Origin of the sequence: Tardiphaga sp. 709 (assembly GCF_032401055.1) — a bacterium.
GTDB lineage: Bacteria > Pseudomonadota > Alphaproteobacteria > Rhizobiales > Xanthobacteraceae > Tardiphaga.
The window spans coordinates 6,038,315-6,053,167 of the sequence record NZ_CP135529.1 but is presented as its reverse complement, the minus strand read 5'-3'; the positions used below and the strand labels follow the sequence as shown (position 1 = coordinate 6,053,167).

The 14,853-nt window shown below is 61.6% G+C and carries 13 protein-coding genes; 1 reads left to right on the top strand and 12 read right to left on the bottom strand.

Annotation, left to right across the window (positions count from 1 at the left end; genetic code table 11):
• Positions 1-107: 107 nt before the first annotated feature.
• From RSO67_RS28915 to RSO67_RS28875, 9 genes are all read right to left on the bottom strand, one after another.
• On the bottom strand, positions 108-2,030 hold the full coding sequence (locus tag RSO67_RS28915) for a potassium transporter Kup (RefSeq protein ID WP_315841662.1): 1,923 nt from the start codon (positions 2,028-2,030) through the stop codon (positions 108-110).
• Positions 2,031-2,154: 124 nt separating this feature from the next.
• On the bottom strand, positions 2,155-4,056 hold the full coding sequence (locus RSO67_RS28910) for a potassium transporter Kup (protein WP_315841661.1): 1,902 nt from the start codon (positions 4,054-4,056) through the stop codon (positions 2,155-2,157).
• A 170-nt stretch (positions 4,057-4,226) separates the two neighbouring features.
• Complete coding sequence (locus RSO67_RS28905; protein WP_315841660.1) at positions 4,227-5,051, bottom strand: flagellar motor protein MotB; 825 nt, start codon at positions 5,049-5,051, stop codon at positions 4,227-4,229.
• A gap of 30 nt (positions 5,052-5,081) precedes the next feature.
• The gene (locus RSO67_RS28900; RefSeq protein ID WP_068730581.1) at positions 5,082-5,855 is read right to left on the bottom strand and encodes a motility protein A; all 774 of its coding nucleotides are present in this window, start codon (positions 5,853-5,855) and stop codon (positions 5,082-5,084) included.
• A gap of 213 nt (positions 5,856-6,068) precedes the next feature.
• Positions 6,069-6,815 (bottom strand): class I SAM-dependent methyltransferase, encoded by a 747-nt coding sequence (locus tag RSO67_RS28895; protein ID WP_315841659.1) that lies wholly within the window; start codon positions 6,813-6,815, stop codon positions 6,069-6,071.
• 132 nt (positions 6,816-6,947) lie between these two features.
• A complete protein-coding gene (locus RSO67_RS28890) occupies positions 6,948-7,667 on the bottom strand; it encodes an RraA family protein (RefSeq protein WP_315841658.1) in 720 nt (239 codons plus the stop codon).
• Positions 7,668-7,825: 158 nt separating this feature from the next.
• The gene (gene pssA, locus RSO67_RS28885; RefSeq protein ID WP_093758909.1) at positions 7,826-8,701 is read right to left on the bottom strand and encodes a CDP-diacylglycerol--serine O-phosphatidyltransferase; all 876 of its coding nucleotides are present in this window, start codon (positions 8,699-8,701) and stop codon (positions 7,826-7,828) included.
• A gap of 80 nt (positions 8,702-8,781) precedes the next feature.
• On the bottom strand, positions 8,782-9,480 hold the full coding sequence (locus RSO67_RS28880; protein ID WP_068730577.1) for a phosphatidylserine decarboxylase: 699 nt from the start codon (positions 9,478-9,480) through the stop codon (positions 8,782-8,784).
• Positions 9,481-9,531: 51 nt separating this feature from the next.
• Entirely contained in the window at positions 9,532-11,487 is a 1,956-nt protein-coding gene (locus RSO67_RS28875) for an ABC transporter ATP-binding protein/permease (protein WP_315841657.1), read from the bottom strand.
• Positions 11,488-11,696: 209 nt separating this feature from the next.
• Here RSO67_RS28875 and RSO67_RS28870 point away from each other — a divergent pair, with 209 nt between their 5' ends.
• Positions 11,697-12,302, top strand: a complete 606-nt coding sequence (locus RSO67_RS28870; protein ID WP_092151626.1) for a TIGR00730 family Rossman fold protein — start codon at positions 11,697-11,699, stop codon at positions 12,300-12,302.
• A 6-nt stretch (positions 12,303-12,308) separates the two neighbouring features.
• Here the strand turns inward: RSO67_RS28870 and RSO67_RS28865 are convergent, their stop codons facing one another.
• The 3 genes from RSO67_RS28865 to cysS all read right to left on the bottom strand — a co-directional run bounded on the left by RSO67_RS28865 (position 12,309) and on the right by cysS (position 14,737).
• Positions 12,309-12,701 (bottom strand): VOC family protein, encoded by a 393-nt coding sequence (locus tag RSO67_RS28865; RefSeq protein ID WP_315841656.1) that lies wholly within the window; start codon positions 12,699-12,701, stop codon positions 12,309-12,311.
• 31 nt (positions 12,702-12,732) lie between these two features.
• Complete coding sequence (locus RSO67_RS28860) at positions 12,733-13,227, bottom strand: GNAT family N-acetyltransferase (RefSeq protein ID WP_315844389.1); 495 nt, start codon at positions 13,225-13,227, stop codon at positions 12,733-12,735.
• A gap of 115 nt (positions 13,228-13,342) precedes the next feature.
• Entirely contained in the window at positions 13,343-14,737 is a 1,395-nt protein-coding gene (gene cysS, locus RSO67_RS28855; protein WP_315841655.1) for a cysteine--tRNA ligase, read from the bottom strand.
• Between the last annotated feature and the right edge of the window lie 116 nt (positions 14,738-14,853).

Genomic DNA, 14,853 nt, shown 5'->3' with positions numbered 1-14,853 from the left:
TCGGGCGCCAACGTCGCCTCTCGCGCCGCGAAAATCAAGCGTCGGAAGAGCTTATTGTCGGGCCTGATCTTGCCCGAAAGCCGCAAGCCCACTTTTCGGGATCAGGCCTAGATAGTCACCTGCGTGCCCACTTCGACCACCCTCCCTGTGGGGATCTGGAAATAGTCGGTCGCGTCATTGGCGGTGCGGCTGAGCGCGATGAACAAATGGTCCTGCCAGCGCGGCATGCCGGAATGCGCCGCAGGCTTCAGCGCCCTGCGCGACAGGAAGAACGACGTCGACATGATGTCGAACTGCCAGCCGGTCTTGCGCGCAATCGCCAGGGATTTCGGCACATTCGGCGATTCCATGAAGCCGAAGCGCAGCGTCACTTTCGAGAAGGTCGCGCTGATCTCTTCCATACGCACGCGTTCGCTCGGATCGATGCGCGGCGTCGGTGCGGTTTCGATGGTGAGAATAACGTTCTTCTCGTGAAGCACTTTGTAGTGTTTCAGACTATGCATCAGCGCCGTCGGCGCACTCTGCGGATCACTGGTGAGAAATACCGCCGTGCCGGCCACGCGCTGTGGCGGACGTTTCTCCAGCATGGCCACGAGATCGGCCAGCGGAAACTCCAGCTTGCGCGACTTCTCGAACAGCAGGCGGCTACCGCGCCGCCACGTATACATCATGAGAATGATCACGCCGCCCATCACCAGCGGCACCCAGCCGCCGTCGAACACCTTCAAGAGATTCGCGGTGAGGAACGTGACGTCGATCACCAGAAACGGCACGATCAGCGCCGCAGCCGCGATCGGCGACCACTTCCAGCCGCGCCAGATCACCACAAAGCCCATCATCGCAGTGACGACCATGGTGCCGGTGACCGAGATGCCATAGGCCGAGGCCAGCGAGCTCGATGACTTGAACAGCACGACAAGCACGATCACTGCAATGAACAGCAGCATATTGACGCGCGGAATGTAGATCTGGCCGGAATGCGACTCCGATGTGTGCCGGATTTCGAAACGCGGCAGCAGGCCAAGCTGGATCGCCTGCTGCGTCAGCGAATAGGCGCCGGTGATCACGGCTTGGCTCGCAATCACAGTGGCAGTCGCCGCGAGGATCACCATGGGGATCAGCGCCCAGTCGGGAAACATCAGATAGAACGGATTTTCCAGCGCGGTGGGATCATGCATCACCAGCGCAGCCTGGCCGAAATAGTTGATGGCCAGCGACGGCAGCACGAGAAACAGCCAGGCCAGCTGGATCGGTTTTTTGCCGAAATGGCCGAGATCGGCATAAAGCGCTTCGGCGCCGGTCACGGCGAGAAACACTGCGCCCAACGTCACGAAGGCGATGATGCCGTGATGGAACATGAAGTAGATCGCATGCACGGGATTGAGTGCCGCCAGCACTTCAGGATGCTTCACAATCTGCGGAATGGCCGCTACCGCGATCACGACGAACCATAGGCACATAATCGGTCCGAAGAACGTCGCGACCTTCGCAGTGCCGCGCGATTGCACGGCGAAAAGCGCCACAAGGATCACGATGGTGAGCGGTACGACATAGGGATCGAAGGCGGTGGTGACGAGCTTGACGCCCTCAATGGCTGACAGGACCGACAGTGCCGGCGTAATCACGGCGTCGCCGTAGAACAGCGCCGCGGCGATAATGCCGAGCATCACCACCACCGGCCCGCTCGATCCGATCGCGCGCTGGGCCAGCGCCATCAGGGCCAGCGGGCCACCCTCGCCGTTATTGTCGGCGCGCAGCAGCAGCACGACATATTTGAGCGTGACCACGATGATCAGTGCCCACAGGATCAGCGAGAGGACGCCCAGGATTGCTTCATTGTCGATGCCGGGCGCCTTGTGGCCCCCGGCCGCGACCAGCGCCTCACGGAGCGCGTAAAGCGGGCTGGTGCCGATGTCACCATAGACGACGCCGATACTGCCCATGACGAGCGAGCCGAAGCTGGCCGTCGAGTGCCCATGGGTAGGGTCCGCCGGGGATGCCGCGGCGGGAGATGCGCTATCGATGGTCATGGAAACGGCCTCGAAGACTTCTGAATCGCAGGTCTCTGAACAGCGGGGCAGCGAGGCCGTTCCCGGCCCCGATGATCACACCCGTTATAGCGCAAATCGGGGAACCGGACATGACAAAAGATGCTTAGATCGTCACCTGAGTACCGACCTCCACCACGCGTCCGGTGGGGATCTGGAAATAGTCGGTGGCGTCGTTCGCCGAACGGCTGAGCGCAATGAACAGATGATCCTGCCACAGCGGCATACCGGATTGCGCCGACGGCTTCAGCGAGCGCCGCGACACGAAGAACGACGTCGCCATGATGTCGAATTGCCAGCCGAGCTTACGCGCGACGACCAGCGCCTTGGGGACGTTTGGCGATTCCATGAAGCCGAAACGCAGCTTCACCATCGAGAACTTGTCGCTGATATTCTCCATACGAACGCGTTCGCCGAGATCGACCTTCGGCGTCTGCGCGGTCTCGATGGTCAGGATCACGTTGTGTTCGTGCAGAACCTTGTTGTGCTTCAGATTATGCAGCAGCGCCGTCGGCACGAATTCGGGATCGCTGGTGAGAAACACCGCGGTGCCCTTCACGATATGCGGGGGGCGCTTTTCCAGACTCTTGATGAGATCGCGCAACGGCACTTCGATACGGCGCGTCTTGGTGATCAGGATCGCCGCGCCGCGGCGCCAGGTCCAGATCATGCCGGCCATCAGCACGCCGAACAGCAACGGCACCCAAGCGCCTTCCAGCAGCTTCAGGAGATTGGCGCTGAGGAAGGCCAGATCAACGAACACCAGCGGCGCTATGATCGCAGCGGCAGTCGCGGCCTTCCAGTTCCACAGCTTCCAGATCACCACGAAGCCCATGATACCATCAGCCACCATGGTGGTGGAGACCGCGATGCCATAGGCCGAGGCCAGACCACTCGACGATTTGAACAGCAGCACCAGCAGCAGCACACCGATCAGCAGCAGACGATTGACCCGAGGCAAATAGATCTGGCCGGCATGGGTCTCGGAGGTGAAGCGCACTTCGAAGCGCGGCAGCAGGCCAAGCTGCACCGCCTGACGCACCAATGAATAGGCACCGGTGATCACCGCTTGGCTCGCGATCACGGTAGCGGCCGTCGCCAGCGCGATCAGCGGCAACAGCATCGATTCAGGTGCCATCCGATAGAACGGATTTTCGATCGCGGCCGGGTTCGACAGCACGAGCGCGCCCTGCCCGAAATAATTGATCATCAACGCCGGCAGCACGAAGAAGAACCAGCCGTATTGAATTGGTCTGCGACCGAAATGGCCGAGATCCGCGTAGAGCGCCTCACCGCCGGTCACGGCCAGGAAGACTGCGCCCAAGGTGACGAGACCAATGGTGCCGTGGCTCAACATGAACTGTACGGCATAATATGGATTGATCGCTTTCAGCACGGTCGGATCATCCGAGATGTGCGAAGCACCCATCAATGCCAGCGTCGTGAACCAGATGATCATCACCGGCCCGAAGGCGGATGCCACCTTGGCGGTACCGATCCGCTGAACGGAAAACAGCACCACGAGAATCGCGACCGTAACCGGCACGACATAGGGTTCGAGCGCGGGCGCCTTGAGTTTCAGACCTTCCACCGCCGACAGCACCGAAATCGCGGGAGTGATCATGGAATCGCCGATGAACATCGAGGCGCCGATCACGCCCAGTACCATCAGCGGCAAGCTCCGCCGACCCAAGGCACGCTGGCCGAGCGCCATCAGCGACAGCGTCCCGCCCTCGCCATTGTTGTCGGCGCGCAGCAGGAACAGCACGTATTTCGCTGTCACGACGATGAACAGCGCCCACAGGATCAATGAGAGCACGCCGAGCACGATGACGGGCGTCACCGGGGCGCCATGCGTCGCGCCGTGTACCGCCTCGCGGAAAGCGTAAAGTGGCGACGTTCCGATGTCGCCAAATACGACGCCGATACTGCCGACCGTGAGCGACCAGAAGCCGGTATGAACCGGAACTTCGATCGGTCCCTCGCCTGTTGTTTCCGTAACGGCCATTCTGCTCGTAACGCCTCTGGACAATCCGGACCCGGCTATGGCGCGCCGGGCAATGCCAGTCAACCGGGACACTAGCCTATACTGCCGCAGATCGCTTATCGGGAGCGCAGCAAAAATCGGCATTGCCCAGCAAAAAAGAGGCTGGAGCAGTAAAAAAGGAATTGACTGTTTTACGGCTTGAGGTTTGGCGGCAGCGGGGGGTCTTCCCGCATCAGCGTAATGGTCACCCGCCGGTTGGCAGCCATGGTCGGATCGTCGGGGAATAGCGGCTGGCTGTCCGCCTTGCCCGACACCGAGAAGATATGGGACGACGGCAGCCCTTCCCGTTCCAGAATCTGTCGAACGACATTGGCGCGATCGGCCGACAGATCGAATGCATCGTATTCGCTGCGCGCCGGTACGAAGCCCGCGGCGGTGTGACCGACGATAGCCACGCGCAGCGGTGTTGCCTTTAGTGGCCCGGCGAGCTTCTGCAGCAACAGACGTGTGCGCTCATAGGGAACCTTGGATCCGTCAGCAAACATCGAGCGGCCGTTCTGGTCGATGATTTCCAGATTGAGGCCCTGCTTGGTTTCCTCGAACATGATGTTCTTGGAGATCTCGTTGATCTCCGGCATGTCCTGCAGCGCCTGCCGCAGTGACGCCGAGGCGAGCGCGAATTCGCGGTCCATCTTCAGCTTGGCGCCCGCGGGACGGCCGCCCTTCTCGCTCGGACTGGTGACGTTGGACGCATCGTCCGGCGACACATGGTCCTTGTTCTTCGTCTGGCCGCGCGTCGGCAGACCATCGGATTCGATCACGCCCGAATATCGCGCATCGGATTGCACGCCGAAGGCTTCGCGGACCGAGCCGGCAACGATCTTGAGTTTGGCGCCGTCAGGGCTGGAGAATGCCACGAGCATGACGAAGTAGCTGAGCAGCAGCGCCATCAGGTCGGCGAAGGTCACGAACCAGCCGTGGCCGCCGTGTGCTTCTCCGCGCTTTTTCTTCGCCATCGGACGTGCTCCGAGCCTGCCTCCAGTGTATTACGCTGGGACCGGCTCACTTTCGTCATGGCGGTGCTTCTCGGGCAGATAGGCCAGCAGCATTTCGCGCACCAGCGCCGGGCTCTTCGAGTCGCGGATCATCAGGATGCCGTCGATGATGAGCGTGCGGTTGGTCTCTTCATCGAGCACCTTGACGTGCAGTTTGTCGGCGATGGGCAGACAGATCAGGTTGCCGACGATCGCGCCATACAGCGTCGCCAGCAGCGCGACGGCCATGAACGGTCCGAGCTTGGACGGATCGGACATGTTCGAGAACATCTGCACCATGCCCAGCAGCGTACCGATCATGCCGAAGGCCGGCGCGCAATCGCCGATGGCGCGGTAGATCTTCGAGCCTTCGTCGAGATGCATGAGGAAATTGTCGCGGTCGCGCTCAAGATTGTCGCGGATGAATTCGAGGTCGTAGCCGTCGGCAACGAAGCGGATTCCCTTGGCGAGGAATGCATCATCAGTTTCGACTTTTTCGAGTCCGACCGGTCCCTGCTTCCTTGCGATTTCCGCGATGCGAGCGAGTTCGTCAACGAGATCACGAGCGTTCAGACGGCTCAGCGTGAACGCAAATTTGGCGCCGAGCGGAATGCCATGAAGGATGGACGAGAGCGGAAAGCGGATCAGCGTCGCGGCAAACGAACCGCCGAAAATGATGATAACGGCATGGATGTCGTAGAACATCCCGAAGCTGCCGCCCATGAGGACCAGGGTACACAGCACAATGATGCCAGCGACAAAACCGACGAGTGTTGTGATATCCATGTCAACTCCGACGCTATACACGTATCGAACGACGCCCGTCCTGGACGGCGGCACGCCTCGAGATCAGGCCGCGCGAAGGTACCTTAGCGATACTGCGATTAAGGACGCGTTACCGCTTCACGGTTCATTAACGACAGATTAATGACGCGCGAGCGTGCGTGGAACGATACTGAAAGTTCGTTCAGCAGACAGATTGAGGGCGACTGTGCGGCGTCAGACAGCGCGCCGGACGACCACGAAGGTACGTGATCCCGGTGCGTGGGTCGGGTCATCGAGAAACTCGATGGGCTTGAGCCCAGCGGCCACGCAGAAGTCGGCGATCGTGCTCTTCGGCAGCGGCTTTGCACCACGCCACGACGTATCCGCCGTCAGCGGATCCTTGCCGAGCATCATCTTCAGGCGCTGGATGACAGGCGTCGGGACGAACTTGGCGATATGCCAGAGGATAGTCGGATACTCATGCGCCGTTCGGAAGTGAATGAGTCCAAGCGCGGATGGACGCAGGATGCGGGCGACCTCGACCAGATTGGCCTTCACGACGTCATGCGACGGCATGTGCTGAAAGACCTCATATGACCATACGAAATCCGCAGTTTCGGACGCCAAGGGAAACACGACGCCATTGCCGGCGACGAAGTCGAGATTGCTGAACGCCGCTGCCGCCGCCTTGGCCTTTTCCACCATGACGTCAGACACATCGATGCCGACAGCCCTGGTGAAACGCCGGCCAAGCGCCTGCGTGAAACGTCCGACGCCGCAGCCGATATCGACCGCCGTCTTGCCGACGGGATCAAGTGCATATTTTGCGAGAACAGGATCGATCAGCAGCGTTGCGCGTTCGCGACCGAGTGCGAAGAATTTTTCGGGATCGTGATCCCACAGCTCGGTCTCGACGTAAAAGAACGGGTCACGATTTGCTCGCTCATTCCAAGCTTTCTTCATATCCTTGGTCTGAGGCAATACCGTCTCCAATACCCGTCTCCACGGCGGAACGGGCAGTTAGCCCGAAGCCCTCCGGCCGCGCAAGCAACCGGAGCTGGTTCGGGTTGATCGGCATCTAACCTTTATCGTTAGTCTTAATAGCCCCGGATTTCAGTGTATTTCCGACGAGCGCGCCATCGCCTCTTTCAGCTTCTCGAGCGTGAATGACGGACTGCGCGCAATATCGAGAATGGGTGTCTCGCGCCGCCCGCACAGCTCCGCCGCTTCCGGCAGTTTCGCGGCGACATCGAGCGGGATCACAACCGCGCCGTGTTGATCGGCATGGATCAGATCGTCCGAACGAACACTCATGCCGGCCACGCGTATTTCATTGCCGAACTCGCTTACATGCACATGCGCATGCGACGGACCGATCGTGCCGGCGAGCGCTTGGAAGTCCGGGGCCCATTGCGGGATATCGCGGATCGAGCCATCGGTGACCACACCGAGGCAACCGAGCGCCTTGTGTACGGCGCTGTTCACCTCACCCCAGAACGCGCCATAGCCCGCGTCGGGCCCGTCGATATCCTGGATCACGCTGATGCGCGGACCGATGCCCGTACCGACATACTCGTAGTAAGCGAGCCGCCGCGCCTTCTGCTCCGCGGCAGGCAGACCAGACGCCATGGTCGCGCGAATGCTCGCGGTGCGCGCATAGCCGACGATGGGCGGCAGATTCGGAAACGGACAAACCAGCGGACGCGTGGTGTAGCCGATCAACCGGCGCTCGGGGGCGACGATCTCCATCGCATTGCAGATGGTCGGCGTGTCGTAGCGGCCCAGTGCTTCCAGAACGGATGCGGGCAGCGGACCGGTCGCGGAATTCGTCACGGCGTTTCTCCTGTGTGTGATTATCGCATCCCGTCTTCGCGGGACGTCGTCGTCGCTGAGTGACTTCGGATATAGCCGACTTCACTGCATGCCCAAAACGAAATGCAGCCGCTTTCGTCGTGGAAAGCGGCTGCATGAATTGTTCGCGAGATGGACAATCAGTTCAGGCGTGCGGGCCGATCATCCGGTGCGATCTCAGGTGCCCCCGGCGTATAGGGCGTCGACGCATGGGGCGCCGCCGGATCGACAGGGACCACCGACTGCGCGGCGAGCGCACGTTCCTGATCGCGATACGATTTCCAGCCCAGCGGAAGGCTCAGCAGATACATGATCGAGAGCGCCGACAGGATGTGCCAGGGGTAGCCGATCAGCAGCGCGATGAAGAGCACGACGCCGACGAACACCGGCAGCACCAGCTCACGCGGCACCCGCATGTTCACGGCCTTGCCGGAGAACACCGGCAGCCGCGACACCATCAGGAAGCCGACCAGCAGCGTGTAGAGGGTCGTCAGGATGGCGGGCGGCATCGGCATGCCCAGGAAGCCCAGATAGATCGGCAGCATCACGGTGAGCGCGCCCAGCGGCGCCGGCATGCCCGTGAAAAAGTTCGCGGCAAAGGCCGGCTTGTCCGGATCGTCCATAGTGGCGTTGAAACGCGCCAGCCGCAGACTGCCGGCGATGGCGAACACCATCGCGGCGATCCAGCCAGCATTGCTGAGATCATGGAGCTGCCAGAAATACAGGATCAGGCCAGGCGCAACGCCGAAATTGACGAAGTCAGCCAGGCTGTCGAGCTCGGCGCCGAATTTGGACTGGCCTTTGATCATGCGGGCGACACGGCCATCGACACCATCGAGCACGGCCGCGAAGACGATGGCCGCAACCGCGAGTTCCATCCGGCCCTCGGTGGACAGGCGGATCGCCGTCAGGCCGGCGCAGATCGCCAGCAGCGTGATCATGTTCGGCACCAGCATCCGGATCGGAATGGTCCGGAACCGGCGGCGGCGCGTCTCGGGAGACTGGTCAGGAGGCATTTGCATGGCGTGATCCTAGCAAATCCCACCCTGCTCCGCCATTGTGGCGTCCTGCCGCCCAAACCGGCAGGAAATCGGGGTTAATCGACGCGGTAGGTCCGGCCGCCGTCACCGATCCGGAAATCGGCCAGCACGGTCTCGCCGGCAATCGCGGTCTGCCCCACGGCCACCAGCGCCTTGCTGCCTTCCGGCAGGTAGATATCCAGCCGGGAGCCGAAGCGAATGAGGCCAAAGCGCTCGCCGGCGCTCAGGGTCTGGCCCTCGCGCACGAAGGACACGATCCGGCGCGCCACAAGCCCGGCGATCTGCACCACGCCGATCCGGCCGCCGGGGGTCGAAATCACCAGCGAATTGCGCTCATTGTCCTCGCTGGCCTTGTCCAGCTCAGCATTGATGAACTTGCCCGGCCGATAGGCAATGCGCTCGATCCGGCCAGCCACCGGGCTGCGGTTTACGTGGACGTTGAAGACGCTCATGAACACCGAGATACGCAGCAGCGGCTGGTCGCCAAGGCCGAGTTCGGCCGGCGGCAGCACCGGCTGCACCATCGACACTTTCCCGTCGGCGGGCGACACCACGACACCCTCGCGGGTCGGGGTTACGCGGACCGGATCGCGGAAGAACAGCGCACACCAGACCGTCAGGACCGTGCCGATCCATCCGAGCGGCGTCCAGATCCAGAACAGCACCAGGCTCGCCAGCGCAAAGGCGCCAATGAACGGATAGCCTTCCTTGTGGATCGGCGGGATCTGGCCACGGATGGAATTTGCGATGGACATGGGTGCTTAAAACCTGGGTTCGGGCAGAATCTGGCCCTGCTTTAGCAGAGATTATTCCGCCGCGTCAGGCGTCATCAGGCGATCGTCGTCGACCGGCGGCGGAGTGCGATTGGGGGCGATGGCATCGTCGCCTATCTGGGCGAGCCGTTCGCGGGCCTCCTGGGCCTCGCGCTGCCGGTTCCACATGCTGGCATAGAGACCGCCGGCGGCCAGCAACTGGCCATGGGTGCCGCGCTCGGCGATCCGGCCCTGGTCGAGCACGATGATCTCGTCGGCGCCGACAATGGTGGACAGTCGATGCGCAATCACCAGCGAGGTACGGCCCTGCGAGACCTTCTCCAGCGCGTCCTGGATCTCCTGCTCGGTATGGCTATCGAGCGCCGACGTCGCTTCGTCGAGCAGCAAGATCGGCGGGCCCTTCAGCACGGTCCGCGCAATGGCCACGCGCTGCTTCTCGCCGCCGGAGAGTTTCAGTCCGCGCTCGCCCACTTCGGTCTCGTAGCCCTTCGGCGACATCCGGATGAACGGGTCGATCTGCGCCATCCGGGCAGCTTCCTCGACCTCTTCGTCCGTCGCGTCCCAGCGGCCGTAGCGGATGTTGTAGCGAATGGTGTCGTTGAACAGCACGGTGTCCTGCGGGACCATGCCGATCGACTGGCGCAACGAGGCCTGCGTGACATTGCGAATGTTCTGGCCGTCGATGGAGATCGTGCCACCGGACACGTCATAGAGCCGGAACAGCAGCCGCGAGATCGTCGACTTGCCGGCGCCCGACGGGCCGACGATGGCGACGGTCTTGCCGGCCGGCACCTCGAAGGAGAGCCCCTTCAAGATTGGCCGCTCCGGATCGTAGGCGAAACGTACATCGTCGAAGCGCACAGCGCCGGATGTCACCAGCAGCGGCTTGGCTCCTGGAATATCCTTCACTTCCGGATTGCGGTTCAGGACACCGAACATCTTCTCGATGTCGATGATCGCCTGCTTGATCTCGCGATAGACCATGCCCATGAAATTCAGCGGCTGGTACAGCTGGATCATCATGGCGTTGATCATGACAAAATCGCCCACCGTGTGGGTGCCGTTGCGCACGCCGACCGCACACATCAGCATGGTCGATGTCAGACCGAGCGTGAAGATGATCGCCTGCCCGGTATTGAGGACAGCCAGCGAGGTATAGGTCTTGACGCTGGCGCGCTCGAAGCGCTCGACGGTCTTGTCATAGCGTTCGGCCTCACGCGTTTCGGCGCTGAAATATTTGACCGTCTCGTAGTTCAGCAGCGAGTCGATCGCCTTGGTATTCGCCTCGGTATCGGACTCGTTCATATTGCGGCGGATGGCGATGCGCCACTCGGTCGCCAGATACGTATAATACATGTAGACGACCACGGTGATCGCTACGACCAGCACATAGCGCCAGTCGAACTGCCAGAGCAGCACACCCATCACCAGCAACAGCTCGACGATGGTCGGCACCAGTTGCAGGATCACCATGCGCACGATGACTTCGATGCCTGCGCGGCCGCGTTCGAGCACGCGCGTCAAACCACCGGTCTTGCGCTCCAGATGAAAGCGCAGCGACAGTTCGTGCATATGGACGAAAGTGAGATAGGCCAGCTTGCGCACTGCATGCATCGCCACTTTGGCAAAGATGCCGTCGCGCCATTGCGTGAAGATCGCCATCAGCACGCGGATCGCGCCGTAGCTGACGGTCATGGCGACCGGCGATGCGATCAGCCACAGCGTCCAGTTCGAGGACTGGACCGGAGCCGTATCGGCGCCGGTCAGCGCATCGATCGCCCATTTGAAGGTGAACGGCACTGTCAGGGTGGCCGCCTTGGCGACCAGCAGCAGCAGCATGGACCAGACGACGCGCATCTTCAGGTCGTCGCGGTCGCCCGGCCAGATATAGGGCCACAAATGGGCGAGCGTTCCGAACAGCGTGCCGCGCTCGATATAGGCCGGGTTGGGAGCTGTCTCGTCGTTCAGCGCGGGATCGGAATCAGACATGCACGGCGCCTGGAGCGAACGGAGCTGCGGCCCGGGGCCGGCTCAAAATGGAGGTCGATTTCATTAGAATGCATATAGGCGCTTTGCCGGAACGTCGCACCCTCGCGGAGCATTCTTTTCCCTGCGGAGAGGTGTCCCGGGCAGGAATTTCCCGTATCGCGTTCATTCCGTGTCTTGACGCTGTTATCCCGCAGTGCCACATGGATTCCATGAGCACAATTAAAACGATTTGCGTCTATTGCGGCTCCGGCCCCGGTACCAATCCCAGTTTCGTCGAATCAGCCGTTACGCTCGGCAAGATCATGGCCGAGCAAGGTATCGGCCTAGTCTATGGCGGCGGCTCCATCGGCCTGATGGGCGCGGTAGCCAAGTCCGTGCTGGACAATGGCGGACGGGTCACCGGCATCATCCCGGAATTCCTGACCAAGCGCGAAAACGCGCTGACCGCCGCCCAGGAACTGATCGTCACCCACGACATGCATGAGCGCAAACGGCTGATGTTTGAGCGGTCGGACGCCTTCGTCGCCCTGCCCGGCGGCATCGGCACGTTGGAAGAGCTGGTCGAACAGCTCACCTGGCAACAGCTCGGCCGCCACAGCAAGCCGATCCTGATGGCCAATATCGATAACTTCTGGGAGCCGCTGCTCGAGCTGCTCAAACACATGCGCTCGACCGCCTTCATCCGGCCGACACTGCCGCTGGACGTGCTGACGGCCGACCGTGCCGAAGACATCCTGCCCCGGCTCCGCACCGCTGCGGCACTGGCCTCCGACGAAGCCAAGAAGCTGGCTCCGGACGTCGCGACGCGGCTCTGAGGCCTTCTACGACGTGGTGGCGTCGTCCTTCGGGAACGTCACCACCTCGATGCGATTGCCATCGGCATCGGCGATGAAAGTCGCATAGTAGCGCACGCGATCATGCGGCCGCAGCGAGGGCGCACTTTCCGAGACACCGCCGGCGGCCATGGCTGCCGCATAAAACGCATCAACCTCATCCGTCGTCTTCGCGCGCAGACAAAGATGCACACCGCTATCAAGCGGTAGCGGTGCCATGCCTGCACGCAGATTGAGCCAGATTTCGGGATAGGTCTTGCCGAACCCAACCATTGCCGGCCGTGTTACCAGCCGGGTCATGCCAAGCGGCGCGAAACTACGCTCGTAGAAGGGCACGGCACGTTCGAGATTGCTGACCGCGATGGAGATGTGATCGATCATCGGTCTTCCTCCCCTGCCTTCTTCATTCGATTTAGGACACCCCGGCTTCGCCCAGCGTCTTCTGCATCGTGGTGTTGGCAAGCCACTCATCATTCAGCGGCACGCTGTTGCGCTGTGTCGGGATATATCCGCGTTTCTTGAAGAAGGGCTCGGCGGTGTCGCTGGCATCCACGGTCAGCAGCTTGGCGCCGCGTGCACCTGCCAGCTTCTCGATCGCATCGATCAGCAGCGATGCCACACCCTGCAGGGCGGCATTGGGATGCACGTAAAGCAGATCGATGTGGTTGGCGCCTTTCAGCGATGCAAAGCCGACCGGCACGCCGTCCAGCGTCGCGATCAGCGTGAGTTGCGACGCCAGCCGCTTGCCGAAGGCCACCTCGTCGTCGACCGTTGCAGCCCAGGCTTCCTGCTGCGCTTCGCTGTAATCGTCGCCCGTCAATTCCTCGATGCTGGCCACATAGATCGCAGCCGCAATCGCGGTGTCATCCGGCAGGAACGGCCGCAGTGCCGGTTTCGCCTCGCCCATCGCGCTCACCAGAAATCCACCAGCTTCAGCGCCAGCGCTATCGCGCCGATGATCAGCGCCCATTTCAGCGCAATGTAATATTTCCAGTGCTTTGGAAACGGTGTGTCGGGTCGGCTCATCGCGCGATCTCCCAAGTGGTGCCTTCCTTCGAGTCCTTGATGACGACGCCCATGGCGGCAAGTTCGTCGCGGATACGATCGGACTCCTTGAAGTCCTTGCGAACCCGCGCGGCTGTACGATCCGCAATCAAACCATCGACCTTTGCTGCATCGATCCCGCTGGCCTGTTGTTTGCGTCCATTCCATGCAGCAGCCGTTTCCGACAGGAAACCGAGCGCACGCAACGACGCTGCAAATTGACTGCGATCGCCGTCATTGCCTGCTGCCGCACTGTTGCGAAGACCGTGCAACGCCGCAACAGCCAGCGACGTATTCAGATCGTCGAACATCGGCTCCATCACCTTGTCGGAGACGTCGCCACCTGTTGCATCCGCTGCGACCCAATACCAGTCATCGAGCGTCTTGGCGCTTTCTTCCAGACCTTTCACGGTCCAGTCGATCGGCGAACGATAGTGTGTCTTCAGCATGTTCAGGCGCAGCACTTCGCCCGGCCAATCTTGCAGCAGTTCACGGATCGTGAAGAAGTTGCCGAGGCTCTTCGACATCTTCTCGCCTTCGACCTGCAGGAAGCCGTTATGCATCCAGTAATTCGCCATCGCATGCGTACCGTGCGCGCAGCGCGACTGGGCGATTTCGTTTTCATGATGCGGGAAGATCAGGTCGAGGCCGCCGCCATGAATGTCGAAGATCGTGCCAAGATAGGCCTCCGCCATTGCCGAGCACTCGATGTGCCAGCCCGGACGGCCCCTGCCCCACGGGCTTTCCCAGCCGGGTTCTTCGGCGGATGACTGCTTCCACAACACGAAGTCGGTCGGATGCTTCTTGTGCGCATCGACGGCGACGCGCGCGCCGGCCTGCTGGTCTTCCAGTTTGCGGCCGGAGAGTGCGCCATAGTCGGCCATCGACTGGGTGTCGAACAACACTTCGCCCGCAGCCTCATAGGCATGGCCGCGCGCGATCAATTCCCTGATCAGCGTGACCATATCGGTCTTGCCGTCGGGCCGCGGCAGCACGAAGTCCGTCGCCCGCGGCTGCACTGTCGGCGACAAGCATCCCAGCGCCGCGACATCCGCCTGAAACTGGTTGGCCGTGGTCTCGGTGACCCGGCGGATTGCCTCGTTCAGCGGCAGGCCCGGAAAATCGCGCAACGCGCGGTCGTTGATCTTGTCGTCGACGTCGGTGATGTTGCGGACATAGGTGACCTTGTCGGCGCCGTAGATGTGCCGCAGCAGCCGGAACAGCACGTCGAACACGATCACCGGGCGCGCATTGCCGATATGGGCGAAGTCGTAGACCGTCGGCCCGCAGACATACATCCGGACGTTGTCGGCATCGATCGGCGTGAAGACGCGCTTCTCGCGGGTCAGAGTGTCGTAAAGGCGCAGTTCCATGGATGTCCGTCCCTTGCGGCCGGGCGTCTCCTCATCCCTCTTGAGATTGATCTCGTGTGAGAAAAGACGGCCTCAGCCAGCGAATCGCTAGCTCTTAATCTCGCGGCAAATGCCAC